Raw genomic sequence first — 25982 nt, 5'->3', positions numbered from 1 at the left:
AGGAAGCAACAGCAAGCACAATAGGCGTAATAGCTTCATTGTACGGAGGGTGCGGGGTTATTATTTTGATAGGAAAGTACAGTAGTCACGCAGTCGGGACGAGGAGGCTGTGGCGTCGCGGTTGTTCTCACTATCGGTATAGGGGTTGTTGCGTTGAAATAGCTTTGTTTGTTTGCGCGGAGCATTCAGCAAATCGCCTAGTCCCTTGAGTCCTTTGAAAGAATGAAACACATGGTCGCCGGCAATTTTGAGGTAGTAATAATCGTGATCGCTCACCAGGTCGTACAGGCCTCCATTTACATATTGTTGCTGCAACATGGATTTTGTATAGTGTGCAAACACCTCAAACTTTTCGTTGCCATAAATGTGTGCATAATAACCTGGGGGCAGGCCAGACCCGTTCGTCATCCGCACAAATTTTTGTCCATATATTTTAAAGCTGTCTACCTGTTCGGGATATAGGGTAATGGGGGTGATGCTATCTGCATACACCGTGATCAGCTCATCCTTGATAATATCGTATTTAAGTAATGCACGGTCATAGTGGCGGCCAAAGTAGGTAACCTCTCCCCAGGTAAAGGCGTTATTCATGTAAAAAGGGTGTTTGGCATCGTACATATGTTCATAGTAGTCCGTGTATTCTACCCCATTGAGAATGGCATTGTCTGGGGGTGGAGGGGAGCTTTGCGCAAGGGCCGATAAATTACAAGCAACAACAATACAGAGGAATAGACTTTTTACCATACGGAAAAATTAAAACAACCAAATAATGAATGACAATCAATCTACGCTGTTCATGGCTGCGTAAAATATAATCTCTTTGAACCGTTGTGCTTGTATTGGTGTATGGGGAAAAAAACATCCTATCGCTTATCAGCGATATAACAACCTTCATCAATAAACGAAGGGCATGCAATGCACTCGAACAATTAGCAGACCTTGTCTGTCGGTAAGCGGTAAGAGGCGCGACTAATATCCTCTGAATAAATTTAAGTACCGAATAATTCTAAGTTGTTAACTGCTCGTTAACATAACCAGATATTTTGATTATCAAAATGAATAGGCATGATGTAAAATTGGTATTTGTATTTACAGTAGAAGAAAAAATGTGTGGCCTATTTTGTGAGTACTAGCGCATAGTTGTAGGAGCGCACAATAAATTTCCGGCATATTTTAATGACTTCCTATCGATGATTGGCTACCTGCGTGGCACGGGATGTGGCAGTTTTTGGGGTGGCGCATAGAGGGCATAAAAAAAGGGTACACTGCTAAACGTGTACCCTTTTCCGTTATGAATGACTTGCAATTAATTACCTTTCTTTTTTAAGAGTCCACCTAAGGTGTTTTTTATTGTTTGCCCTGCCTGTTTACCTGCATCCTGTGCGTTGGTTGGCTTATGCGCTGTAGTGTCTTTACTACCCAATAATTGTTGTTTCAGCGCATCTTTGGCAGTAGTTACGGCCTGATTTTTAACTGCGTTCACAGAATCCTTGATGGTGGCTTTGGCGCTATCTACTTTGCCTTGTACCAGTGCGGTGGCCTGGGAGGTAAGGCTGTTGGCTGATTCCTTCAGGTTTGTCTGGAGGGCAGGTTTGGTCATGCTGCCGCCCATCGCAATATTCAGGTGTACGCTATCGCTGAGTTTTACGGGAATACCTTTGTTATTGGCCTGGGAAACGAGGTTGTTTACCAGTGCATTGCCCTGGCTGCCCAGCATGGTGCGGGGTAAGGCCATTTGTATGGTATAATCTATAGACTGATCCAGGCCATGGGAACCGGCTATTTGCAGGCGTACGCCACTGGTTACAACGTTAAATGGCTTTACCACCACGCGGCCATCCTGGAAGGCAAAATAGGTTTTGATGTCGCGCAGTGATATGTCTTTTAACTGGGTAATATTGAGGGTGGAGGACAGTTGATCCAGCGGTGCAAATTTTTGTAACACTCCTTCTATGAGTAGCAGGCTGCCATTGCCATTGAGACTGTTCATGACAGGCATCATGTCTTTACCCAGCTTGCCGTCTACGCTTAGTTGAGAGGAGATCTTGCCAGTCAGGAACTGGCCGATGGGCATGAGTTTTTGTACGGTATTGAAGGCATCGAAGGTTTGTTTGATATCCACCTTTTCTACATCATAGGTGAAGTGCATATCGGGGCTTATTTTGCTGGCTTTGGTGCTGTAACTGCCACTCATGCCCAGGGTGCCTTGCAGGGCGTTGCTCTTCACATTTTCTAGGGTAATAGTTTGGTCTTTTACCAGTAGTATACCACTCACGTTGGTCATATCGAGCTTGTCGTAATGCACAGTGCCGGCGGCGGCTTGCAGGGTCAGGTCTAGATTGGCGGGTACCGCAAAGGGGATGGCATGGGCGCTATCGGTGGTAGTGGCAGGCTTACTTTCGGTGGTGTTGGCCGTGGCCGTGCTGGCCATGAATTTATCGAGGTTTATTTTGTCGGCATTGATTTTTAATTGACCATTCAATGCCTGGTTTTTGAATACGTAGGCCAGCATATTATTGATCTCGCCGCTGCCGGTAAAGTGGCTCCCAAGGTACTCGGCATCCAGGGTTGGCACGCTTACGTTTTTAGGATTGAAGGTTAGCGCCAGCGCGTTTAGTTTTATGCCGTCTGGAAAATCCTTGCTTTTGTACAGCATATTATGAATAGCCAGGCTGCCGGCAGCATAAAATTCGTCATAGGCCTTTCTTTCAATAGCGGAGAGGTGGCCTTTGGCGCTCATGTCTGCATCCAGCAGGCCATTGAGCTGGGTACCATTGTCTAGTTTTATGAACTGGGAAATCTTGCTCAGGTCTAGTTTTCCTTTGGCCGCCCCTTCTACATACATGTCAGACACGGGTGTGGCTACGTGCAGCCGAAGGTCTAGGGGGGTAGCATCCATTTCCAGGTGGGCTTGGGAGAGGTCTATAACCGTATGATCTGGCACGCCATCGGGGCTGGCTATGCTGAGCGCCAGTTGAATGTTCTGCACCGGTTTGGGCAGGTCGGGATATTGGAAGAATCCATTTTTCACGCCCAGGTTCAGGCCAAAGACGGGCAGTTGTTTGTCGGAATAAGTGCCTTTCACAAACCCGTTGAAGTTGGCGGTGCCACTGGTTTTTATCTTATCGAAATCTTTCGCATAAATAACGGGAATGAGCGACAACAGGTCTTTAAATTGGGTAGAAGCACTTTTAAAGGTAAAGTCCATACCATAGGCACTGTTAGGTAGCATTTTAAAGAGGCCGTTTACGGCTACTTCCAGGTTGTTCAAATGTATTTTGCTGGCAGGGATGGTGTAGGTGCTGGTAAGGTTATCTATCTGTATATCTGCATCCAGCGTGGTCTTCACGGCATCCAGGTAGGGGATCAGGCCATAGTAGAAGGTTACCGCGTTGGCTTGGGTGGTGGTGGTCAATACAAATTTATCCTGCGTAAAATCGCCTTTGCCGCTATGGTTCAGGCCATCAATGATCAGTGACATATGACCCTGGTGATCGTCGTAACTCAGGTAGGCATTGGTAATGCTGTATTGTTGAAGGCGGAGATCAAAGGTGCTTTTGCTGGTATCGGCAGCGGTTTGCGACTGGGCGGTATCGGGTTTGGTGATGTCCCAATTGGCTTTGCCGGTGCTATCGATGATGGTATGAATGCGGGGTGTTTCGAGGCTGATATTGTAGATATCCATTTTGCTGCCGCGTATCACGCTCATCAGGTCCAGTGCTACATCTATCTTTTTTACAGATAGCAGGGTGTCGCCGGCAAAGGGGGCCACGTTTATCACCTGCAAGTCTTCCAATCCCACGGCCAGGCGGGGAAAATGGCGGAACAGGCTAATGTCGATGTCTTTAAAATCCACCTGGGCATTGAGGTGGTCATTTAGTTCAGTTTTAACTTTTGCCAGGATTTTGTCTTTAAACAAGAAAGGGATGGCAATGGCTGCAACAATCAGTACTAGCAGAAACACGAGTACGATCTTGAATATTCTTTTAAACATGTACGAATAGGTTTATCAATCTGAAAGTGAAGATACCATGTATAATGTAAAATATCTTGAATTATTTAATAGATTGTAAATTAATGCCCGTCAGTTACTTGTATCTAATATTTCGTAATTTAGCGGCGAAAAAATGATGTAACGGATGACACCAGCAAGAAGAGAAAGGTTGCTTACGGTATTGCAGCGGCGGCAGGCCGGACTTACGGTGGTGCTGGAGAATGTGGAAGACCCCCACAATATTTCTGCAGTAATGCGCACCTGCGATGCGGTGGGCATACAGGATATTCATGTGTTAAATACCCGCATAGCGCGGCATAAGAACTGGGGCTTTAAAAGCTCGTCTAGTGCTAATAAGTGGCTAACAGTACATAATTACGACCACCTGGAAACCTGTGTGGCAGCCCTGCGCCAGCGTTATGATAAGATACTTACCACGCATCTTTCTTCCGATGCCATCAATATGTACGACATCGATTTTAAAGGCCGTTTGGCCCTGGTTTTTGGTTCGGAGCGCGATGGGGTGAGTGATGAATTACGGGCCCTGGCCGACGGCAATTTCGTGATCCCACAGATGGGTATTATCCGTTCCCTGAATATTTCGGTGGCCTGCGCAGTAACGCTGTACGAAGGGCTGCGCCAACGTACGGAAGCGGGGTTGTACCAGCAGCAAAGTTTACCCCAGGCACAGTTTGATGGACTGCTGGGGGAATGGGGATTCCAGGAGGAAGACCGGTAGGGAAATATTCGTAATAGAAATACCACGCGGCTATCATCGATGCCTGAAGTGGTGAGCAAGGTGCCTTACTGGCAAGGTTGCGGGTTTGTGTTACTGCATTGCTTTCTCAAAATTTCATGTGCTGCTCCTGGGGGCAGCCTTTTTTATGCATTACTACAAAAAGAAAGGGCTACACTTTACGTGCGGCCCTTTCTGTTGTATTGCGAAGCGTAAGTAGCGGTTTTATCAGGCGCTGCAGGTAACGCAGCCTTCTTCCATGGTGCATACTGCGCCCTCTGTGTATTCCACTTCGGGGGCAGTGCCTGCGCCGGAAAGCACGGGCTGCATTTGCTGTCCGCCTTGTTTTTCCACGGTGAACTGTACTGCCTGTGTGGCTGCCTGTGTGCGCAGGTAGTACATACCCGTTTTCAGGCCGCTTTTCCAGGCGTGGAAGTGCATGGAGGTAAGCTTAGCGGTGGTGGGCGTATCTACAAACAAGTTCAGCGACTGGCTCTGGCAGATGTAAGCGCCACGGTCGGCGGCCATGTCGATGAGGGTACGCTGTTTTATTTCCCATACGGTTTTGTACAACTCCTTGATATTAGACGGTATCTCGTTAATGCCCTGGATAGAGCCGTTGGCGGAGATAATCCGGTTCTTCATATCGTTGTCCCACAGTCCCAGCTCTACCAGGTCGTGCAGCAGGTGTTTATTTACCACTACAAATTCTCCACTTAGTACGCGGCGGGTGTAAATATTGGAAGTATACGGTTCAAAACATTCGTTGTTGCCCAGGATCTGCGAGGTAGAGGCGGTGGGCATGGGTGCCAGCAGCAAGGAGTTGCGGATACCTACTTTTTTGATCTCTGCTTTCAGGCCGGCCCAGTCCCAGCGGTTAGAGGGCGTTACGCCCCACATATCAAACTGGAGGATGCCTTTGGAGGCGGGAGAGCCGGGATAACTTTCGTAGTGTCCATCTTTTGCCGCCAGGTCTTTGGAGGCGGAGAGTGCTGCGAAGTAAATGGTTTCGAAGATATCTTTATTAAGCTGCTTGGCTGCTTCCGATTCGAAGGGCAGGCGCAGGGCGATGAAGGCATCTGCCAGGCCCTGTACACCCAGGCCTATGGGGCGGTGGCGCAGGTTACTGTTGCGTGCTTCTTCTACCGGGTAGTAGTTGTTATCGATGATCTTGTTCAGGTTTAAGGTTACCTGGTAAGCAATTTCGTAGAGCTTATCGTGATCAAACTTTCCATCGGTAATGTAGCGGGGCAGGGCCAGGGAGGCCAGGTTGCACACGGCTACCTCGTTGGCGTCAGTGTATTCAATGATCTCGGTGCAAAGGTTGGAACTCTTGATGGTACCCAGGTTTTGCTGGTTAGATTTACTGTTGGCCGCGTCCTTGTACAGCATGTAAGGATTGCCGGTTTCTATCTGTGCATCGAGGATGGCAAACCACAGGTCTTGTGCTTTCACCACTTTGCGGGCGCGGTTTTCCTGTTCGTACTGCGTGTACAATTTTTCAAACGCTTCGCCGTGGCATTCGTGCAGGCCGGGTGCTTCGTGGGGGCAGAAGAGGGCCCATTCCCCGTTTTGTTCTACCCGTTTCATAAACAGGTCGGGTACCCACAGGGCGAAAAACAGGTCGCGGGCGCGCATTTCTTCTTTACCATGGTTTTTACGCAGGTCCAGGAATTCAAAGATATCGGCATGCCAGGGTTCCAGGTAAATGGCGAAGGCGCCTTTGCGCTTACCACCGCCCTGGTCTACATAACGGGCCGTGTCATTAAATACGCGCAGCATGGGAATAATGCCATTAGAGGTACCATTGGTGCCACTGATGTAAGAACCGGTAGCGCGGATGTTGTGAATGCTGAGGCCAATGCCGCCTGCGCTCTGGGATATCTTGGCGGTTTGTTTCAGGGTATCGTAAATGCCTTCAATGCTGTCGTCCTGCATGGTGAGCAAAAAGCAACTGGACATCTGCGGCTTGGGCGTACCACTGTTGAACAGGGTAGGCGTAGCATGTGTGAACCAGCGTTCGCTCATCAGGTTGTAGGTCTTGATCACCGAATCGATATCTTCTTTGTGAATGCCTACAGATACGCGCATAAACATGTGCTGGGGGCGTTCTGCAATCTTGCCGTCCAGCTTCAGCAGGTAGGAGCGTTCCAGGGTTTTAAAACCAAAATAATCGAAGGCAAAATCGCGGTCGTAGATGATGCTGGAATCCAGTACCTCTTTATTTCGCTCAATGATCTCGAACACTTCGTCCGATAATAACGGAGCAGGCCTGTTTATTTTCGGATCTATGTATTCATATAGTTTCCGCATTGTTTTAGAAAACGACTTCTCCGTTTCTTTATGCAGGTTACTCACGGCCAGGCGGCTAGCCAGCAGGGCATAGTCGGGGTGTTTGGTGGTGAGGGAAGCGGCGGTTTCTGCGGCCAGGTTGTCCAGTTCTGCGGTGGTAACACCGTCGTACAGGCCCAGGATCACTTTCTTCGCTACGTCTATCGGGTCCACATATTCTGAATGCAGGCTATAGCAAAGCTTTTCTATGCGTGCGGTAATCTTGTCGAATTTAACCGGCTCTTTACGGCCGTCTCTTTTTATCACAAACATAAATAGGTAATTTATAATTATGAAGGATGAATTATGTATGATGAGTGGGTTAGAAGTCTTCGTCCAGGGAGAAGGTTTGGGCATCTTTTTGGCCGCCCATGACGCCGGATTTTTGATAATCGCCTACGCGTTTTTCAAAGAAATTGGTTTTGCCCTGGAGGGAAATCATTTCCATGAAATCAAAAGGATTGGATACGTTGAAGATTTTAGAGTAGCCTAGTTCTCCCAGCCAGCGGTCTGCCACAAATTCTATGTATTGGCTCATCAGGCGGCTGTTCATGCCTATCAGGTCTACAGGCAGTGCGTTGGTGATAAATTCTTTTTCAATCGTCACGGCATCGCCAATGATGTGGTGTACCTGTTCTTCGGTGAGTTTGGATTGCAGCATGGAGTACAGCAGGCAGGCAAATTCACAGTGCAGGCCTTCATCGCGGCTAATGAGTTCATTGGAAAAAGTAAGGCCGGGCATCAGTCCTCTTTTCTTGAGCCAGAAAATAGAACAGAAGCTGCCGCTGAAGAAAATGCCTTCCACGGCGGCAAAGGCTACCAGGCGCTCTGCAAAGTTGCCATTCTCTATCCAACGCAGGGCCCAGTCGGCTTTCTTGCGTACGGCCGGTACGGTGTCTATGGCGTGAAACAGATGATCTTTTTCTGAAGGGTCTTTCACATACGTGTCTATCAGCAGGGCATATGTTTCGGAGTGAATATTTTCCATCATGATCTGGAAGCCGTAAAAACAACGTGCTTCGGGGATCTGTACTTCGCTCATGAAATTTACCGCCAGGTTTTCATTCACAATGCCATCGCTGGCTGCAAAAAAAGCCAGCACGTGGCTGATAAAATGACGCTCGCCATCGTTCAGTGCATTCCAGTCTTTCATATCGCCGCTGAGGTCTATTTCCTCCGCAGTCCAAAAACTTGCTTCATGTTTTTTATACATATCCCACACCTTGGGATAGTTAATGGGCAGGATCACGAAACGATCCTTGTTTTCTCGTAATAATAGCTCTTGCGTTTGCTGCATATCAGGTAGATGGCTTATCGGTGAATAGCTGTATATGGCTACAGCTAAAAATATGGTAATAGATAGTAATCCTTTTTTTATTGACGATCAATAAGTTATGAGTGGTTAATGGAGACGTAAAGAAACGCTTGTTGATAAAAGAAGCGAAAACCGGAGCCGTCCAATAAAAACGCAGGGATTAATGCAAATGTAAAATTTGAGGAGCATCGATAGCTTTAAAGATATCCACCCGTGTGGATAAAGATGTTGTTTAAAATTGTTTTGCGGCAAAGTATTTGGAATCAGCAAAAAAATGGTTTGTGCTATTGGGTGATGGGCGATTTTTACACAAGCTGCCTCTTGTCATATTTACTCAAAATGTAATTCGTTTACCCGGTTGTTTTACTTTTCCACATGCAATGTGCATAGCGTATTTTAAGGGTTCGCCAGTGGCGGGTAGTACAGTGCGTTGATCACAATCTCTCCCATTAGAAGTACTTTGTTTTTGTACCTTGGTCGCTCAAAATGTAAACATCCTTTGATCTCTTTTAACCAGGTTGAAAAATATTACGGCGATACGCTGGCGCTGAGCATTCCGCAGCTTACGCTGGAAGCGGGCATTTACTGGATACAGGGCGAAAACGGCGCCGGCAAGACTACTTGCCTGAAAATGCTGGCCGGCCTGCTGCCCTTTAAAGGCCAGGTATTGCTGGATGATCATATCGATAGCCGCAAGGCCCCCATTGCCTACCGTAAAAAGGTGAATTATGCGGTGGCAGAACCCCTCTATCCCGAATTTCTTACCGGCCATGAGTTAATACAGTTGTACCTGGATACTAAAGGCCCGGGCCCCTACGCGGTAGAAGAACTGGCACGTACGCTGGGTGCAGGTAGCTACTTGCAAACGCCGGTAGGTACTTACTCCAGCGGTATGCTTAAAAAACTATCGCTGTTGCTGGCCTTCCTGGGCAATCCCTCCCTCATCTTGCTGGATGAACCCCTTATTACGCTGGATGTAGCCACCGTAGCGGCTATGTATGGCCTCATTAGCCGCATGCATGCCACTGGCGTGTCTTTCATGATCACCACCCACCAGGCCCTGTCTGAAGAAGGCCTGCTCCTTACCGGAACACTCCAGGTGGCCCATAAAACGATGGTAAGATTATGAAGGCGCTCCACTCCATGTTTATACACCGGTATTATGTGCGCAACACGGCGTTTTTCCTGGTGGTGTTTTACCTGCTGTTTGGCACGGTGCAGGGTGGTGGGCTGCCCCGGTTTCACTACGGCATTATTAAGGGGTTTCTTACGAGTTACGACTTTCTGCTGATGATGCTGGCCATTTGGGGGGCGTATGCGTTGAAATGTGTATCGTTTGTATTGAAAACAATGGCGCTGCCCCACTATGCGCTGGTGTACGAAACCTGGGGCGTGCTGCCACTGGCCCGCCAGCGCCGCATTGCTGCCTGGATACAGGTATCCATTTACGCGCCCGTGCTGGTGTATAATGGCGTGGCCGCTGTGATTGCCCTGCGCGAAGGCTATATCCTGCCGGTGATCATTACAGGGGTGTTTAATATGGTGGTGTGCCTTGTTGCGGTGTTGTTGTACAGCCGCCGCTTGCTGCACGCCGATCTGGAAGCGGCCACCCCGCGCTGGTTGCGCTGGCTCAACGGCCACTGGCGCAAACCTTCCTGGCTGTATTACCCCTTTGAACTGGTGATCCGCCAGCCCCGCATGGTATGGACCACCAAAGCCGCTTCGTTTGCCATCCTGATGCTTACTTTTCATTTTATGGAAGATGCCCGGTTTGATCCCCGTGCGCTGATGCTGGGGGTGCTGGTGATGGTGCTGCTGCATTCAATTATTATTTTCCGCTACCGTTATTTTGAAGACCTGTACCTCACCTTTATGCGCAACCTGCCTATTCCCATTGCCCGCCGCTATGGACAGCTTTGGCTTACTTACGCGGTGCTGCTGCTGCCGGAGTTTATTTTACTCGGGGTACATACTGCCCGGGTGGGGGCTTTCCTGGATATGTGGATGGTGGTGAGTTACAGTATTGCGCTGTGCATGTTGTTGCATAGCTTGTTGCTGTATCCCCGTTTGGGAGAAGAAGGGTATACGCGCTGGGTGTTTGGGATCTTTTTTATTGTGCTGTTTATGGTATTAGGACATCAGACGCTGTGTTGTTTGGTGTTGCTGCTGGTAGCAACTATCCTGGTGTTTGTGCGGCAGTTTCCGCGGTATGAACCGCTGATGGAGGAGGAGATTAAGGAATGATGGTGCCTACCATACTGGTTTTTGCGGTGTGTTTTTTTTAGGTGAGGCGATTTCTTTAATCCGGCGTGCGCCGGGAGTTGCTCCGCTGCAAAGTCTTTTCAGCGGAGCCGCCTGCCGTTGGCGTATCAGCCCGGCGGGGCGGCTGAAAGGTTTTGGAAGGCCCCTATATGCGGGGTTCCTTGTGCAAAAACTTACGTTGAATAACCTGCTGCACCGGCTGCCTGGAGATCTTGCTCTCCAGCCAGGAAATAATATCCAGGTACAGGAAGGACCGCCGCTCGTAAGGATTCTGGGAAATGAGTACCAGCCGGTCTTTTAGGTCTATAAAGGCTTCTTTTAGCGCCTTAGGATTGGCATAAATATTCTTGCGCAAAAACTTCAGGATTTCTTCCATCACCTGGCCTAAGTCTTTGTGTTTGGAAATAAAGTGATACACGGATTTTATCAGGTATTCCACCAGGCTGTAATTTTCCAACTCGTAATGTGCGATCAGGTGCAGAATGCGCGCAAAACATTGTATATCCGCCCGCAGGTTGCCAATGCGCAGGTTGATGATTTTATTGAGGTACACAATGGCATTGTTATTATCCCCACTGCCAAAATACAAACAGGCTATTTTGTAATAAAACACCAGCACCCGGTGCTGATCCAGTTTTAATTGATGCTCCATGATGCCCTGCTCTAAAGCTGGAATAAGTGCCAGGCCATTGCTAAACGTACCTTCCAGGAAATGATGATTGATCTTGGCGGTGTACAAATACACAAATGCCGTGGTACGGGTATTCTCGTTAAAGCCTTCGTTATTATCGTCGATAAAAGTTTCCAGTTCCTGCAAGGCCTGCACAAATTTGTGCTCGTTCATGTTAAAGAAATGCGCCGTGAGCAGGTTGTGCATAGCCTTGATGTAAAGGCCTACGTCTGTTTGCAGCAGGGAGGGATATTCGTCGAACAGGTTTACCCATTTCTGCGTGTAACGGTAAAACAGCAGGAAGTCTTGCAGGATATAGTAATACCAGGAATAAGCCTGATAGAGATAAATCTTCTCATAAAAATTGAGGGCAGCTGTTTGTAGCCGGGGCACGTGTTGCTCAAAGAAGGCGATCACTTCGGCGGCATCTTCGCTGCTACGGGCGTGGCCCAGTTTAAGGTAAAGGCCATACATGCGCAGGGCCAGGGTAGACAGTTTGCTGATATTGGCCAGCCGATGTTCTACCGAACGACTTTCTTCGCTGAGCTGCTCGGCACGGTTTTCCAGGCTGCGGGTAATGTGGCGGCCTTCGATGAGTTTCTCAAATTCTATGATCTCAAAACACAGCATCACTTCCCCCCTTTCCTGGGCCGCTACCTTGGTTTTGGCCAGCAGTTTCAGGCTTTGGTTGTATAGGCCTTTGTTATATAGCACACGGGCATAGTCCAGTTGTTCCCGCAGCTCTATGAGGGGGTCTTTTTGTTTGTACAGCAGGCGCAAGCTCATGAGCAGGTGCTTGTACAAGTGGGCCTTAACGTTGGAAAGTTGCTGTTTTTTAATGTCGGGTATCTTGCGCAGAATGGCATCTTCGTCATAGTCTTTCAGCTTGTCCAGGGTATTGAACAGTTGAATGAACAACACGTCGTCCTTGGTATTGTTTTTATTAAAAGCGAGCTGGAAATTGCGCTTTTCCGCTTTGGTAAGCGTTTTAATTAATATGAATAGCGCATCGTTTTGACTGTTGGACATCGTTAATTAAGTGTTGCAAATAGTTCATTCGTAGTGAGTTATCAAAAATGCACCCTGGTTAAAAGTCGTAAAAACAGCAAATATAGGGATCAGTCCCATACGGCTGAATACTAGATTTGAGTGTAAAGCATCCTGGATAACAAATTTAGCGATTTTAGCTAAAGACAATTTATAAACGCAATTACCGAAATGGGAAAAACACTGGTCGACAAAATTTGGGACAATCACGTGGTGGTCAGTAAGGCTGGCTTTCCGGACGTGTTGTACATCAATACGCATTTTATTCACGAAGTTACCAGCCCGCAAGCCTTTGACGGCCTGCGCCGCCGGGGCCTGCCGGTGTTCCGCACTGGCAAGACCCACGCCACAGCCGATCATAATGTGCCTACGCTAGATCAGCACCTGCCCATTAAAGAGGCGCTGAGCCGCCACCAGGTGGAAATGCTGTCTACCAACACGGCCGAGTTTGGCGTGGAGCTGTATGGCCTGGGCCATCCTTACCAGGGTATTGTGCATGTAATAGGGCCGGAGCTGGGCATTACCCTACCGGGCATGACCATCGTATGCGGTGATAGCCATACCAGCACCCATGGCGCTTTTGGCGCTATTGCTTTTGGCATCGGCACCTCCGAAGTGGAGGAAGTACTGGCCACCCAGTGCATTTTGCAATACCGCCCCAAACGCATGAAAATTGAGATCAACGGCCAGTTAAAAAAGGGCGTGTTGTCTAAAGATATTATCCTGTACATCATTGCCCAGATCTCTGCCGCCGGCGGCACGGGATATTTTGTGGAGTTTGCTGGCGAGGCCATCCGTAGCCTGAGTATGGAAGCCCGCATGACCATCTGTAACATGAGTATAGAAATGGGCGCCCGTGGCGGCCTCATCGCACCAGACGATACTACGTTCGCTTATATTAAAGGACGGGAGTTTGCACCTAAGGGGGCCAACTGGGACAAGGCCCTGGCGTACTGGAAAACACTGTATTCCGACAGCGATGCCCAGTTTGACAAGGTATTGACTTATGATGCAGCTAATATTGAGCCGATGATCACCTACGGTACTAACCCGGGTATGGGCATTGGCATTACCCAGCATATTCCCGTCGTGGAAGCGCTGGACGAAAAAGAGAAAGTGTCTTTTAAGAAGTCGTTGGAGTATATGGACTTGCAGCCGGGGGCCGGCTTGCTGGGTAAGAAAGTAGATTATGTGTTCATTGGCAGTTGTACCAACAGCCGCATAGAAGACCTCCGCCTGGTAGCGGAGTTTGTGAAAGGCAAGAAAAAAGCGAATGACATTACCGTGTGGATAGTACCCGGCTCTAAACAAGTGGAAGCGCAGGCCAAGGCCGAAGGCTTGCATGAAGTATTTGAAGCCGCTGGTTTTCACCTGCGGGAGCCGGGCTGCTCTGCCTGCCTGGGCATGAATGAGGATAAAATTCCAGCAGGCATGTACTGCATTTCTACGTCCAATCGCAATTTCGAAGGTCGCCAGGGCCCTAACGCCCGTACCTTCCTGGCCAGCCCGCTCACTGCCGCTGTAGCTGCCATTACCGGCCAGGTTACAGATGTAAGGGAGTGGCTGTAAGCGGCACACTCATCTTGCTTCACCGCTACTACTTAATATGTACCGGGTTATCCGGTATCAAAAAAAAACAGCATGTCCTGGGACGCTTCCTTATATAAAGATCAGCACGCATTTGTATTTCAGTATGGCGAAAGCTTGCTGGAATGGTTACAGCCCAAGGCGGGCGAACATATCGTAGACCTGGGTTGCGGCACGGGCGAGCTAACGGCCAAGATAGCCGAAAGCGGGGCCGAAGTAACAGGGCTGGATGCATCGAAAGAGATGATCGCCAGCGCTAAGGAACACTTCCCAGGCCTGCACTTTGAAGTGGCAGATGCTACAAAGTTTTCCTTACCCAGGCCGGTAGATGCCATTTTTTCCAACGCAACCCTGCACTGGGTAAGTAAGAAGAAAAAGGCCGCCGCCCGCATGTTTGCCGCGCTAAAACCCGGCGGACGCCTGGTATTGGAAATGGGGGGCAAGGGCAATATGGCCATCATCCTGGCCGGTCTCAAAAAGTCGCTGCTCAAACGGGGGTATGAGTATGACCAATACTGGTATTTCCCTTCCGTGGCCCAGTATACCAAGGTGCTGGAAAATGCGGGCTTTCGCGTAAATAAGGTGTCTTATTTCGACCGCCCCACGCAGCTCAGCGATCCTAATAATGGGGTGGCTGTGTGGCTGCGCATGTTTGGCACCCAGTTTTTCAAAGGCATCCCGGAGGCAGAAAGGGCCGCTATCCTCCAGGAAGTAAACGACTGGACCGTGCCACAGCTTACCCACAATGGGCTGCTGCTGGCCGATTATAGACGACTACGCATAGAAGCGGTAAAAGAAGCGTAAGCGTATATTCATTCACGTTATAACCATACTCCCGCCGGGAGTAACCCATCATAGCATGAAAAAGGTATTTAAACATCTAGTTTCCACCGTAGTACCGGTAAACATTGAAAACGTAGATACGGACCAGATCATTCCTGCCCGATTCCTGAAAGCTACTACCCGTGAAGGGTTTGGCGAAAACCTGTTCCGCGACTGGCGGTACGATGCCAATAACCAGCCCAAGCCAGACTTTATCCTCAACGATCCCACCTACCAGGGTGAGATACTGGTGGCGGGCAAAAACTTTGGTTGTGGCAGTAGCCGCGAGCATGCCGCCTGGGCCATTGCCGATGCCGGTTTTAAGGTAGTTGTAAGCAGTTTTTTTGCCGATATTTTTAAGGGCAATGCCCTTAATAACTTTTTACTGACCGTGCAGGTGAGCGAGGATTTCCTGGCCAAGATATTTGCCGCCGTAAAGGCCGATCCGGCCGCCAAGATCGAAGTGGACCTGGAAAGCCAGTATATTAAAATTGTGGCCAGCGGTGAGCAGGAAGGTTTCGACATCAACCCCTACAAAAAGGCTTGCCTGATCAATGGGTATGATGATATCGATTACATCCTGAGCCTGAAGGAAGACATAGCGCGGTATGAAAAGAGCCGGGAGTTTAACTTTTAACAATCACCATAACATTTTAACCAGTCAACCAATCTGAATGAGCGTTGAAAAAAAGATCCTGGTAATACCGGGAGATGGAATAGGACAGGAAGTAACCACCTGGGGGCAAAAAGTACTGACGGCCATTGCCCGCAATTACCACCACACCTTCACGTTTGACGAGGCGCTGATGGGCCACGTAGCCATAGAGGCCACTGGCAGTCCGCTGCCCGACGAAACGCTGGAAAAGGCCCGCCAGAGCGACGCCATTCTTTTCGGCGCTATTGGCCATGCCAAATATGATAATGATCCAACGCTGAAAGTACGACCCGAACAGGGCCTGCTGAAAATAAGAAAGGAACTGGGCCTCTACGCTAACCTGCGCCCCATTAAATTGTTTGATGAGCTGCTGGAAGCTTCCAGCATAAAACCGGAGATCCTGCAAGGTGCCGATATCCTTTTCTTCCGGGAGCTAACCGGCGACGTATATTTCGGGGAAAAGAAACGCAGCGAAGACCGCAACACGGCGTCCGACCTGATGATTTATCACCGCTATGAAGTGGCCCGCATTGCCCACAAGGCATTTGCCGCCGCACAGGGCCGCCGTAAAAAATTATGCTCCGTAGATAAGGCCAACGTACTCGAAAGCTCCCGGCTGTGGCGGGAAGTGGTGCTGGAAATTGCCAAAGAATATCCTGATGTGGAAACGGAACATATGTTTATCGATAACGCTGCCATGCAACTGATCAAAGACCCGAAACGTTTTGATGTAGTGCTAACGGCCAATCTTTTCGGGGATATTCTTACCGACGAAGCCTCGCAGATAGCCGGTTCCATGGGTATGCTGGCCTCTGCCTCTGTAGGCGATGCCATTGGGTTTTATGAACCTATCCATGGTTCAGCCCACGACATTGCTGGCAAAGGCATTGCCAACCCGCTGGCTTCTATCCTGTCTGCCGCCCTGATGCTGGACATTTCCTTTGGCCTTAAAGAAGAAAGCAGCCGCGTGATCAAAGCCGTGGAAGCTACGCTGCGCCAGGGTTACAGAACGATGGATATTGCTAATAAACATACGCCCAACGATTTCTTCCTGAGCACCGACCAAATGGGCACCAAGGTATTAGAGAATTTAAGTTAATCATTCCGGCCATTCCGGTCATCTCTAAAAAAACAACGATATGAGCGATAAGAATCGTGTATATATTTTCGATACCACCCTGCGCGATGGGGAGCAGGTGCCTGGTTGCCAGCTTACTACGGTAGAAAAGATCATCATTGCCAAAAAGCTGGAAGCCCTGGGGGTAGATGTTATTGAAGCGGGTTTCCCCATTTCCAGCCCCGGCGATTTCCAAAGCGTGGTGGAGATATCCAAAGCGGTATCGGAGCCTGTTATCTGCGCCCTTACCCGCGCCAATACAAAAGATATAGACGCCGCCGCAGACGCCCTGCAATATGCCAAACGCAAACGCATTCATACCGGCATCGGTGCGTCGGACATGCATATTAAATATAAGTTCAACAGCACCCGCGACGAGATCCTGCAACGGGCTGTAGACGCGGTGAAGTATGCGAAGAAGTATGTGGAAGACATTGAATTTTACGCCGAAGATGCTGGCCGTGCCGATAATGAATACCTGGCCCGCATGATTGAAGCGGTGATAGCCGCTGGTGCTACCGTGGTAAACATCCCGGATACCAATGGTTACTGCCTGCCCGACCAATATGGCGCTAAGATTAAGTATCTGGTAGATCACGTAAAAAATATTGATAAGGCGATAATTTCGGTGCACTGCCATAACGACCTGGGCGTGGCTACGGCCAATACCATTGCCGGTATTATGAACGGCGCCCGCCAGGCAGAATGCACAATCAACGGTATTGGCGAAAGGGCGGGCAATACTTCGCTGGAAGAAGTAGCCATGATCCTTAAAACCCACCATACGCTGGGTTACACTACGGGTATTCACTCCAAAGGTATTTACGAGATCAGCAAACAGGTGGAGAGCATGATGCGTATGCCGGTACAGGCCAATAAGGCTATTGTGGGCCGCAACGCCTTTGCACACAGCTCCGGCATTCACCAGGATGGGGTGCTGAAACACCGCGAAAACTACGAGATACTGAACCCGGAAGACGTAGGGATTAATTCCAACTCCATCATCCTTACGGCCCGCAGTGGCCGCCATGCGCTGAAGCATCACCTGGAGCGCCTGGGGTATAAACTGGATAAGGTAAACCTGGATGAAGTGTACAACCGCTTCCTGGTGGTAGCTGATAAAAAGAAAGAGATTGCCGACAGCGACCTCCAGGAGCTGATGGGCGATGGCGATACAAAGAATTATGATGATAAAGCCATTAAGGTACTGCTGCTGCAAGTAGTGTGCGGCGATCCGCTGCGCCCCATGGCCACCGTAAAGCTGCGGATAAATGGGGAAGAGAAGGAAGCCAGTTCCGCCGGCAATGGCCCGGTGAATGCTACCATCAATGCTATTCACGCCATCATTAAAGACATCATCGAGATCGATGAGTTTAGCATACAGGCCATGCACGGCGGCAGCACCGATGTGAGCAAGGTGAATATGCGGGTGCTGCACAAAGGACAGTCGTTCTACGGCTTCGGTTATAGCACCGACATCGTGAATGCTTCTGTACACGCGTATGTGGATGCACTGAATAAGATTTATTAAGCCGTTTTTATTAGTATAAAAAAGGGGCTGACCATTACTTTTTGGTCAGCCCCTTTTTATTCGGGTACCTGGTGGAGACCTGTTATCAGCTAAGCGTTTCACAAAGTTTTCATTGTACTTTGTGGTCAGCTTCTAAAAAAAATCATTGGTATTTGGTGAGTACTAATTGCAGTAATACATTGGTGCTCGCTACCAGCCAGGGCCTTTTTTATAGTCATCGCTTTTAACGCTATAATACCTAACCCTAAAAAGATCATTAAAGTTAGTTCGGAATATCCTTACAATGGGCCTGCGCTTTACGAACGATCATCCGCTGATTATCCAAATCGAAAGTGTTTTGTTTGCTGATCAAGTTCAGGCACAATACGTCGTCGTAGATCAAAAAATGAATTGGTTGGTTTGACTGAGCAATGTACGGGCTGAGAATAAATGTGCTTATAATGCTGGTTCATTAATAAGATTCAATTATACAAGATCAAAGTATACCACCCGTTGTTGCTATGCAACTCTTTAAACGGTATTTAACCGCTGGCGTTAAAAAATCATTATACTCGGAGAAAAAACAATTGTTGCCGGGCCGGCAGATTTGGTATTTTGCCCTCATAAAAATTCGCGTTATGGAATTGTTTCAGTTAAACGGAAAACACGCTGTGGTAACCGGTGGTGGCAGTGGCATAGGCCAGGCCATTGCCCAGGTATTTGCCGCGCAGGGCGCTACGGTGCATATCATAGAATTGAATGCGGCAGCGGCCATGGCCACGCTGGAAACCATTGAGCAAAAGGGCGGCAAGGCCGATGTTTATGCCTGTAATGTATCCGACCAGGCCGAGGTGATCAAGGCCATGCAGGCCATTGGCAGTATAGATATCCTGGTAAACTGTGCCGGCATTGCCCACGTAGGCAAATTAGAAAATACTTCCGAGTTTGATTTTGACCGGGTGTACAGTGTAAATGTAAAAGGCACTTACAACTGTATGTTGGCGGCCATTCCACAAATAAGAAAGCAGGGTGGCGGGGTTATACTCAACATAGCCAGCATAGCCTCCAGCGTAGGCATTACCGACCGTTTCGCCTATTCCATGAGCAAAGGGGCTGTACTCACCATGACCCTTTCGGTGGCGCGCGATTACCTTTCTGAGCATATCCGCTGCAACTGTGTGTCGCCTGCGCGCGTGCATACGCCTTTTGTAGATGGTTTCATTGCCAAAAATTATCCCGGCCAGGAAACCGAGATGTTTGACAAGCTCAGCCATTCCCAACCCATTGGCCGCATGGCCAAGCCGGAAGAGGTGGCCTGGCTAGCGCTGTATCTCTGTTCGGACCAGGCCAGTTTTATAACCGGGGCCGACTATCCGATAGACGGTGGTTTTATACGCCTGAATAATTAGTGGGGACGCGGATGATAACCCATCAGGTGGCAAATTCGATTTTGTTTGTAATTTGGCCAGGTATTTACAGGAAATATATCCTGTTTTCATCTTCATCTTATAGAGTAAACATGCGAACCAACCTAGGTCTTATCCTCCCCCTTTTGTTTATCCTGGCCGCCTGCGGGCAGCAACCCGCTAAAGTAGCGGCTACTGAAACGAATCCTTATTTTCAGCGGGATTCCAACTTCTTACCGGTAGCTGCCGGTGGCAATGTGCAGATTACGCTGGGGGCTATGGACCAGGACCAGCAGTTGCTGACCATTAAAGCAGATATCAATCATCAGCAGAACGAAAAGGTATTTAACCTGCCGGTAGCCAAGACGATCGATACCGCCGAACTTTACAAATTTGTGTGGGACACGGCCACCAGTTGCTACATCGCGGTGATGAAGAAAAACATGGAACCCCGGTACTACCACGCCAGCATACAGGATGGCTATTTGAAGATACTCCAGGTAGGCACGGCACCCGTTCGCATCAGCGATTATGCAGAGCGCCTGTTTGCCGCAGATTCTATTGGCCGTAAAATGGTGAAAAGCTTTCGCCGCCGCGTAAAAAGCGGTCAGCTCATGGAAGACCTGGTAGTGGAAACAAAGTCCCTGCAGCCCGATTCTATCGTAATGAACGTTACTTATGGCGCCGTGTCTAAGTCGGAAACCATGGCAGTGCCTCACTTCCTTAACGCGGGTGTACTGCCTACCGATCAGCCAGACGAAGTGGATTACGGTGTATTGCAGGATGGCCGGTTTGTGGTGCTGTATAATATAAAACTGAATGCCGGTGAATTGCGGCTTAAACAAATCAACAAGTTTTCCGGCGTGTCGGCCACTTCCAGGACCGAGCCGGTACAATCAAAGTAAATTATGAAACTGATCAGGTTTGGATTACCAGGACAAGAAAAACCGGGTGTTGTAACAACGGCGGGTATGTTGGATGTAAGTGCATTCGGCGAAGATTTTGGCGAGCGTTTTTTTGAAAGCGATGGAGTGGCGCGGCTGGCGCAGTGGCTTACCACGCATGCGGCCACCTGCCCGCCCGTTGCCGAAGGCACCCGCCTGGGCGCACCCTTGCAAAGACCATCCAAAATAGTATGCATAGGCCTGAATTATAGCGACCATGCCGCAGAAACCGGCGCTGCCATCCCGAAGGAGCCCATCGTATTTTTTAAAAGCACCTCCGCCGTGGTAGGTCCTAATGATGACCTGGTTATCCCGAAAAACAGCCAGAAAACAGATTGGGAAGTGGAGCTGGCCGTAGTGATAGGCAAAAAAGCCAGCCACGTAGCCGAAAGGGAGGCCCTGCAATATGTGGCCGGTTATTGCCTGCACAACGACTACAGCGAGCGTGCCTGGCAGATGGAACGCGGCGGCCAGTGGGTAAAGGGCAAAAGCGCCGATACTTACGCCCCCCTGGGCCCCTGGCTGGTAACCCCCGACGAAATTGCCGATGTACATAAGCTGCCTCTTTGGCTCACCGTAAACGGCCAGCGCATGCAAAACGGCAATACCAAACACCTCATCTTTAACATTCCTTTCCTCATAGCCTACCTGAGCGAGTTTATGACCCTGCTGCCCGGCGACGTGATTTCTACCGGCACCCCGGCGGGCGTAGGCCTGGGCATGAACCCCCAGGTATACCTGAAACCCGGCGATGTGATTGCCCTGGGTATAGAGGGCCTGGGCAGCGCCACCCAGCGTGCCGTGGCGTATTAAAAAAGGGCTATAGGAGCTAGTTGTGTTATAGGCATTCATGCCCTGAACAGGGGGGAGCGTACCCCTTATAGGGCATGAACAAGACATCAAAGCTAGTACATTGCATTCTGCATTTTGCGCCGTAACTTCCCGCAAAGATTTTCCTATGAATCGTTGGCTATGCTGCTTTATGATCCTGGTGCTGGCCGGGTGTTCCAAGTCTTCTGGCGAGGAAGATGCGGCGGGTGCAAACACCCTTCAGCTTTCCATCCATCATATCGTGAACGGAAAGCCGCTGGTACTCAACGATAGCATTTACTATAATACCTTCCAGGAGCCATTTACCGTAACGGCTTTCAAATATTACCTGAGCAACTTTTCCCTCACAACCACCGATGGGAAAACGGTTACTTTAAAACAATCCTACTACCTCGTAAACCAGGCCGACAGCACTTCGCGCCAGTTGGTAATGTCCGGTATTCCGGATGGTTCTTACCAAACGCTCTCCTTCCTCATCGGAGTGGATAGTCTTACCAATGTGGCCGGCCCGCAGAGCGGCGCGCTGGATGTGGTGAACGGCATGTACTGGGCCTGGAATAGCGGCTATATCAACGCCAAGTTTGAAGGCAAATCGGATGTGTCTACCTCCACGGCCAATTTGTTGCAGTTTCACATAGGCGGTTTCATAGCGCCCAGCAACACCATCCGCACCGTACAACTCACCCTGGCCCAGCCCCAGTTATGGTCTGGCGGCCAGCATACCATACAGGCCACCGCCGATCTGTATACCTGGTTTGACTTGCCCAACCCTATCAGCTTTGCCAAATTCGCCGGCACTATGGAGCCGAATGCAGATGCCATGAAGGTGGCCGATAATTATCAGCACATGTTCCAGATTACCAGCATTACTACGCCATGATACGCAAAGCCACCGTCGTTTCCTTATGTATGGCTGCCTGCTGGGCCGCGCTGGTGGTGGCTTGCCGGCATAACGATGCCGTTCTCTCTACCACACCACATCCGTATACACTGTCGCTGCCAGATAATTTTCCGCCGGTGCAGTACGATTTTGCCAGCAATCCGCTTACGGAGGAAGGCATTGCACTGGGTCGTGTTATATTTTATGATTCCAAACTTTCGGCAGATAGCCTGGTGTCTTGTGCGTTTTGCCACCAGCAATATGCTGCGTTTGGCCATTACGATCATGCGCTGAGTCATGGCGTGTATGGGCGCATTGGGGTGCGCACAGTGCCCAGTATTTTTAATATGATCTGGAACAAAGCGTATATGTGGGATGGCGGGGTCATTAACCTGGACATGCAGCCCCTGACGCCTCTCACCGATCATAATGAAATGGGGGAAGACCTGCCTACGCTATTGCTGCACATGCAGGCAGATGCTAATTACCGTAAGTTATTCAAGGCCGCTTTCGGCACGGAGGAGGTAACCAGCCAGCGCATGTTCCGCGCCGTTATCCAGTTTGTGGCCACGCTGAATAGTTTTCATAGCAAGTACGACAGTGTAAAGGCCGGCAACGCCTCCTTCACGCCAGACGAAGCCGCCGGCTATGAAGTATTTCAGCAAAACTGCGCCACTTGTCACCAGGAACCGTTGTTTACCGATGGCAGTTTCCGCAACAATGGCCTGCCCGTGCAGCCTGCCCTGAACGATTCGGGCCGCATGCGCATCACCGGCAATGCTTCCGATTACCTGAAGTTTAAAGTGCCTTCCCTGCGCAACATTATCCGCACAGAACCTTACATGCACGATGGTCGCTTTTTCGATATCTTCAATGTATTTGATCACTATGATCATGGCATCGTGCAGTCGGCCACCCTGGACCCCCTGCTTAAAAATGGCATTCCGCTGAACAGTGCGCAGCAGCGCCAGTTGTATCTTTTCTTAAATACCCTGACCGACTATCAACTCCTGAACGACAAAACCCTGGCCGACCCTGCCACGCCGCAATAGAGGAAAAAAGTTAGGAGTGCTTACCATATGGGGTTGCCTTCCAGCAACTGCAGATGTGATCATTCACCATTCCTGTGGCCTGCATGAATGCATAACAAATGGTACTGCCTACAAACTTAAATCCCCGCTTCAGCAGGTCCTTGCTCATTGCGTCGGACACCGCTGTTTTGGCCGGTACATCGCTCATGCTACGGCGGTGATGGATAAGGGGTTGATGATCCACGAAGCGCCAAATGTATTGATCAAAGTTGCCAAACTCCTGTTGTATGGCGAGGAAGGCTTTGGCATTCTGTACCACGGCATTTACCTTCAGCTTATTGCGTACAATGCCCGGATTTTGCAGCAGGGAGGCTATTTTATCCGCATCGTATTGTGCAATTTTATGTGCATCCCAATGGTCAAAAGCCTGGCGGTAATTTTCCCTTTTTACAAGAATAGTATACCAGCTTAGTCCCGCCTGTGCGCCTTCGAGGTTTATCATTTCGAAGAGATGCCGGTCGTCATGGGATGGGGTGCCCCATTCCTGGTCGTGGTAATTCTGGTAAAGCGGGTCCTTATTGGCCCAGGCGCAGCGTAGTAGTTCCATTAGTGAGCGGGTATGTCTTTACAAGTTCCAATTTTTTAGCAGGTCCGCTACCGTTTTTTTATACGTTTCCAGGTCGGCTTTGGTTTGCTGGATGAAGCTGTTGTCTTCCAGTTTGCCAATCACTTCTTCCATTTCTTCAGGGCTGTTATACACCATTTTGCGGAAAGGGTTTGTGTAGTCTTTTTTGCGGCTGAGGTAAATGTTTTCTGTGAGGGTACTCATAGTATGTACAGACTGTTGCAGGCATTGTTGCAGGAAGGCCGGCGTAAAGCCATCGGCGGAAACCCCCTGTACTTGCAGCATACAGGCGATGGCGTGTTTTAGTTTTTCTTTTTCATAGCGGCTGCCTTCCTGTTTATAAACGTCGTGCAGTTGCAGCCAGCTTTCAATTTTTCCGGTGCGGATGCGGTCTTTGAGGTCTTCCACGCTGGCTTCGGGCATCAGTTGCCCACCTATGTTTTGCCAGGAGCCGCGTTGGGCGGTTTGTGCGATGGCGTGCAATTGGGAGAAGGTAGCGCCGTGATTTTTTCCGGTGTAATCTAAAATATTGCGAATGCCATACAGGTTCAGCATTTCCCGCAGTAGCGGGTAGGCACGGTGTACTTTCAGTAATACTGTTTTGCGCTGGCTGTTCTCTACCTTGCCGGCATACACGGTTAGCTTAGCCACTGCCGCTGCATCGTGCAGCAGTAGTTCCTGGCCTTTTTGGAGAAGCAATGCATCGTTAGGAAGCGCCTGCTTTTCCTGCGTGTACCAGGCCGTGCCTACGGCTTGTTCCATTAGCGGCAGGACATGCAATATTTCTTCCATCGCATCGGGTGCCAGGTAGTCGTATTCAATGTACTGGATCTTGTTACTGCGTTTGTCGCGGTCTACATATTTCCAGGCGTTGCGGGCCAGGGCGTACATATTGTACAGGAACCAATAGCCGGGCATGATCTTGAGGGTATTATCATGCTCGTCATTCATCACCAGGCTAAACGGGAAAGGAATATCCAGTTCGTGCATGTAGTTGCCTTTGGCAATGAGGGTGAAGCTAGCGAAGCGGGAATTGTGTTTCAGGCTTACGCAGAGACCGGGCCAGAAGCCACGTCCGGCAATGATCTCACCATCTGCTCCCCGTGAATTATGGTTGCTGCCTATGGTAGCGCCGGCTGCCATATTACTTTGCCCCATCACCAGGGCAGCGCAGAGAAAAGAGTTGTTATGGTGCTGCTCGTGGGCTGGGAAGATGAGGGAATTCAATACTTCGCAGCAGGAAATGGTAGCGTTATTACCCAAATACGAGTTGATGAGGCGCGCGCCATACTTAAGTTGGGAATGTGAGGCCATTACAAAACGTACTGCCTTCACCCCATAAAAAATACGGCAACCATAGCCTATGATGCCATTCACCAGTTCACACCCTTCACCTATCTGGGAGGTTTCGTCTGGCCGGCTATTGATGGTCAGGTTTTTCAATTTGTTAGCACCTTTCAGGTAAGCGTCGGAGCCAATGGTAACGTCTTTAATGATCTTACAATTTTTAATCACCGTACGGTCGCCCACCATGCCGTAGTAACCGCGTCTTTGGTCGAATTGTTTTTCCGTCAGCAGGCGGAATTGCTCCATCAGTTGCTTATCGTTGCGGTGGCGGGTCCAGAGATAGGCGTCTCCGGGCAGCATGCCGTCGAAGGGAAGTATCTTGCGCCCACCGTTTTCGTTGCACAGTTCCATCCACAGGCGGCGTTCTTCCGACTCGCCTTCCTTGATAATACCGTTGCCAAACTTGGCGTAATCGGTGGTCTCCATCTCGTTGATATTAAACAGGATCACCTCATTGCCAATGATATAATGAGAGAGGAAATTTACATTGTGCAGCACCACGTTGTCGCCAAAATCGCAGGAGGTAATGGTGCTGTTGTACAGGCCTACGGCCAGCCGCAGGTTGCGGTATTCCAGGTAATAAGGCTCCAGTTTGCCAATGCGTACCATGCCAAAGAAGTGGCAGTGTTGCACCAGTTGGGGATTAAACTCTTCCGACACCATGATGTTGTTCCAATTATCGGAAGTATTGTCGTTGCGCACCAGTATTTCCAATTCCTGCGCGTTGAGTTGCCGGTACCCTCCTTGCCGGCCCCATTGCTGATCGCGGAGGTAGTATTCGTCTTTGCCTTGGGGAAGGTAGGCGGCATCCACAAAATTATAGCCCAGGTGGGTGAGCGGGCGCTTCTCTATCCGGTTCATGTGCGCGAGGT

Annotated in this window: 20 protein-coding genes; 13 read left to right on the top strand and 7 right to left on the bottom strand. The window is 49.5% G+C overall.

The features are described from left to right. Window positions 1-60 precede the first annotated feature (60 nt). Window positions 61-744 (bottom strand): hypothetical protein, encoded by a 684-nt coding sequence (locus tag GA0116948_RS01445; protein ID WP_089708276.1) that lies wholly within the window; start codon window positions 742-744, stop codon window positions 61-63. Window positions 745-1306: 562 nt separating this feature from the next. Beyond that, window positions 1307-3994 carry an AsmA-like C-terminal region-containing protein gene (locus GA0116948_RS01440; RefSeq protein WP_089708274.1) on the bottom strand — a complete coding sequence of 896 codons (2688 nt, stop codon included), beginning with the start codon at window positions 3992-3994 and terminating at the stop codon, window positions 1307-1309. A 145-nt stretch (window positions 3995-4139) separates the two neighbouring features. Between GA0116948_RS01440 and GA0116948_RS01435 the strand changes: the two genes are divergently transcribed. Continuing rightward, complete coding sequence (locus GA0116948_RS01435; RefSeq protein WP_089708271.1) at window positions 4140-4733, top strand: TrmH family RNA methyltransferase; 594 nt, start codon at window positions 4140-4142, stop codon at window positions 4731-4733. A gap of 225 nt (window positions 4734-4958) precedes the next feature. Here the strand turns inward: GA0116948_RS01435 and GA0116948_RS01430 are convergent, their stop codons facing one another. Together GA0116948_RS01430 and GA0116948_RS01425 are read right to left on the bottom strand one after the other, a co-directional pair. Further along, entirely contained in the window at window positions 4959-7334 is a 2376-nt protein-coding gene (locus GA0116948_RS01430) for a ribonucleoside-diphosphate reductase subunit alpha (RefSeq protein WP_089708269.1), read from the bottom strand. Window positions 7335-7383: 49 nt separating this feature from the next. Next, window positions 7384-8358 (bottom strand): ribonucleoside-diphosphate reductase small subunit, encoded by a 975-nt coding sequence (locus GA0116948_RS01425; protein WP_089708267.1) that lies wholly within the window; start codon window positions 8356-8358, stop codon window positions 7384-7386. A gap of 517 nt (window positions 8359-8875) precedes the next feature. On the opposite strand from GA0116948_RS01425, the gene GA0116948_RS01420 reads away from it, so the two are divergent. Next, entirely contained in the window at window positions 8876-9505 is a 630-nt protein-coding gene (locus GA0116948_RS01420; RefSeq protein ID WP_089708265.1) for an ABC transporter ATP-binding protein, read from the top strand. After that, on the top strand, window positions 9502-10620 hold the full coding sequence (locus tag GA0116948_RS01415) for a hypothetical protein (RefSeq protein ID WP_123891676.1): 1119 nt from the start codon (window positions 9502-9504) through the stop codon (window positions 10618-10620). Before GA0116948_RS01420 ends, GA0116948_RS01415 begins: the two co-directional genes overlap by 4 nt. A 163-nt stretch (window positions 10621-10783) precedes the next feature. Here the strand turns inward: GA0116948_RS01415 and GA0116948_RS01410 are convergent, their stop codons facing one another. After that, on the bottom strand, window positions 10784-12337 hold the full coding sequence (locus GA0116948_RS01410) for a hypothetical protein (protein ID WP_089708260.1): 1554 nt from the start codon (window positions 12335-12337) through the stop codon (window positions 10784-10786). Window positions 12338-12526: 189 nt separating this feature from the next. On the opposite strand from GA0116948_RS01410, the gene leuC reads away from it, so the two are divergent. The 10 genes from leuC to GA0116948_RS01360 all read left to right on the top strand — a co-directional run bounded on the left by leuC (window position 12527) and on the right by GA0116948_RS01360 (window position 23159). Next, entirely contained in the window at window positions 12527-13924 is a 1398-nt protein-coding gene (gene leuC, locus GA0116948_RS01405) for a 3-isopropylmalate dehydratase large subunit (protein WP_089708259.1), read from the top strand. Between the two features lie 72 nt (window positions 13925-13996). After that, a complete protein-coding gene (locus tag GA0116948_RS01400; RefSeq protein ID WP_089708257.1) occupies window positions 13997-14746 on the top strand; it encodes a class I SAM-dependent methyltransferase in 750 nt (249 codons plus the stop codon). Between the two features lie 55 nt (window positions 14747-14801). Next, complete coding sequence (gene leuD / locus GA0116948_RS01395) at window positions 14802-15401, top strand: 3-isopropylmalate dehydratase small subunit (protein ID WP_089708254.1); 600 nt, start codon at window positions 14802-14804, stop codon at window positions 15399-15401. 37 nt (window positions 15402-15438) lie between these two features. Next, the gene (gene leuB / locus GA0116948_RS01390) at window positions 15439-16518 is read left to right on the top strand and encodes a 3-isopropylmalate dehydrogenase (RefSeq protein ID WP_089708252.1); all 1080 of its coding nucleotides are present in this window, start codon (window positions 15439-15441) and stop codon (window positions 16516-16518) included. Window positions 16519-16558: 40 nt separating this feature from the next. Continuing rightward, complete coding sequence (locus GA0116948_RS01385; protein WP_089708251.1) at window positions 16559-18067, top strand: 2-isopropylmalate synthase; 1509 nt, start codon at window positions 16559-16561, stop codon at window positions 18065-18067. A gap of 617 nt (window positions 18068-18684) precedes the next feature. Next, on the top strand, window positions 18685-19455 hold the full coding sequence (locus GA0116948_RS01380) for an SDR family NAD(P)-dependent oxidoreductase (protein WP_240619109.1): 771 nt from the start codon (window positions 18685-18687) through the stop codon (window positions 19453-19455). A 110-nt stretch (window positions 19456-19565) separates the two neighbouring features. Then, window positions 19566-20357, top strand: a complete 792-nt coding sequence (locus GA0116948_RS01375; RefSeq protein ID WP_123891675.1) for a hypothetical protein — start codon at window positions 19566-19568, stop codon at window positions 20355-20357. Window positions 20358-20360: 3 nt separating this feature from the next. After that, window positions 20361-21209: a fumarylacetoacetate hydrolase family protein gene (locus GA0116948_RS01370; RefSeq protein ID WP_089708247.1), complete on the top strand. Its 849-nt coding sequence runs from the start codon at window positions 20361-20363 to the stop codon at window positions 21207-21209. A 145-nt stretch (window positions 21210-21354) separates the two neighbouring features. After that, window positions 21355-22107 (top strand): MbnP family protein, encoded by a 753-nt coding sequence (locus tag GA0116948_RS01365; protein WP_123891674.1) that lies wholly within the window; start codon window positions 21355-21357, stop codon window positions 22105-22107. Further along, window positions 22104-23159 (top strand): cytochrome-c peroxidase, encoded by a 1056-nt coding sequence (locus tag GA0116948_RS01360; RefSeq protein ID WP_240619108.1) that lies wholly within the window; start codon window positions 22104-22106, stop codon window positions 23157-23159. The genes GA0116948_RS01365 and GA0116948_RS01360 overlap by 4 nt, the downstream gene beginning before the upstream one ends. A gap of 10 nt (window positions 23160-23169) precedes the next feature. Here GA0116948_RS01360 and GA0116948_RS01355 read toward each other — a convergent pair whose 3' ends face one another. Both GA0116948_RS01355 and GA0116948_RS01350 read right to left on the bottom strand, forming a co-directional pair. Further along, entirely contained in the window at window positions 23170-23745 is a 576-nt protein-coding gene (locus GA0116948_RS01355) for a DNA-3-methyladenine glycosylase I (RefSeq protein ID WP_089708241.1), read from the bottom strand. An 18-nt stretch (window positions 23746-23763) separates the two neighbouring features. Continuing rightward, window positions 23764-25971, bottom strand: coding sequence for a DUF4954 family protein (locus GA0116948_RS01350; RefSeq protein ID WP_089708240.1), 2208 nt, complete (start codon window positions 25969-25971; stop codon window positions 23764-23766). Between the last annotated feature and the right edge of the window lie 11 nt (window positions 25972-25982).

Origin of the sequence: Chitinophaga costaii (genome assembly GCF_900094705.1) — a bacterium.
GTDB classification, from domain to species: domain Bacteria; phylum Bacteroidota; class Bacteroidia; order Chitinophagales; family Chitinophagaceae; genus Chitinophaga; species Chitinophaga costaii.
This window is presented reverse-complemented; position numbering and strand designations above follow the sequence as displayed.